This window comes from Streptomyces sp. E2N166 (genome assembly GCF_003671715.1).
Classification (GTDB): Bacteria; Actinomycetota; Actinomycetes; order Streptomycetales; family Streptomycetaceae; genus Streptomyces; species Streptomyces thinghirensis.
The window spans coordinates 81,593-82,758 of sequence record NZ_RAIF01000031.1; the positions used below are offsets into that span (position 1 = coordinate 81,593).

Annotated in this window: 1 protein-coding gene and 1 pseudogene; both read left to right on the forward strand. The window is 71.4% G+C overall.

The window, feature by feature from the left end:
• Positions 1-846: pseudogene (locus EBH09_RS22375) on the forward strand (serine/threonine protein kinase); the annotation flags it as partial.
• 123 nt (positions 847-969) lie between these two features.
• A partial coding sequence (locus EBH09_RS39965; protein WP_153182708.1) for a hypothetical protein occupies positions 970-1,166 on the forward strand: 197 nt, incomplete at its 3' end.

Genomic DNA, 1,166 nt, shown 5'->3' on the forward strand with positions numbered 1-1,166 from the left:
GGGGCGAACGCGGCTGCGGGCAGCCGGAGTTCCGGCTGGCCCGTCGTACCGCCGCCGGACCTGCCGCCGCGGCCGGTGCCCCGGGCGCCGCTCACCGACGTGGTGCCGCGCAGGACGCTGGTCATCATCGCGGTGATCGTGGCGCTCGCCGTGCTCGGCACCGTACTGGCCCTCACGCTGGGCGGCGACGACGAGAACGGCGCCAAGGGCGGCAGCGGTGACAAGGCCGTCGCCTCCGCCGGCCCGAGCGGCGACACCAAGCAGGACGAGGAGAGCGGGACCGGTACCGACGGGACCGCCTCGGACCCGGCGACGGACGACGGGACCCCGGGCGGCGCCCCGGGCACCGGAGCGAGCGAGTCCGAAGACGCCGGGAACGGGTCGGACGATGCCGCAAAGCCGGACGACGACGAGGGCGCGGCCACCACCCACCAGGGCGAGCAGGGCTACGCGCTTGGACTGCCCGAGGGCTGGAGCTACCGGTCCACGGGCTCCGCGGGAGACCGGTTCACCGGACCGAACGGGCAGAAGCTGCTCGTCGCCTGGACGTCCACGCCCAAGGGCGACCCGGTCGCCGACTGGAGGAACCAGGAGCGGAGCATGGTCCGCTCCCAGTACAAGAGGATCCGGATAGCGAAGGTGGACTACCGGAGCTGGAACGCGGCCGACTGGGAGTTCACCTACACGGACGGCGGCACCAAGTACCGGACCGTGGACCGGGGGTTCGTCGTCAACGACCACCAGGGCTACGCGCTCATGTACACCGCCAAGGCCGCCGACTGGGACAGTGACCTGCGCCGGGACACCTGGCAGACCCTGACGAAGACCTTCGAACCCAAGTCCTGAACCGGCGGCGCCCGGGTTTGAGCGGTCCGATATCTGGCATCCCCTCTTTGCGGGTTGCCTCCGGCACGTATCGTGAATGCTTGCGGACCGTACGCAGCCGGAACGGCCCGCCGGGCGAACGGAATTGACCGACGGGCTGCCGGGGGTGGCGACGTGGACGACTATGCGGGACGGGTACTCGCCGACCGCTACCGCCTGCCCCTGCCGCCGTCCGACGAGTACGAACTCACCGAGACCCGGGCCTTCGACACCTACAGCGGCCAGGAAGTGCTGGTCCGGCAGGTGCCGTTGCCGGAGGTCGTCGAGGCCGAGGTGCTCGA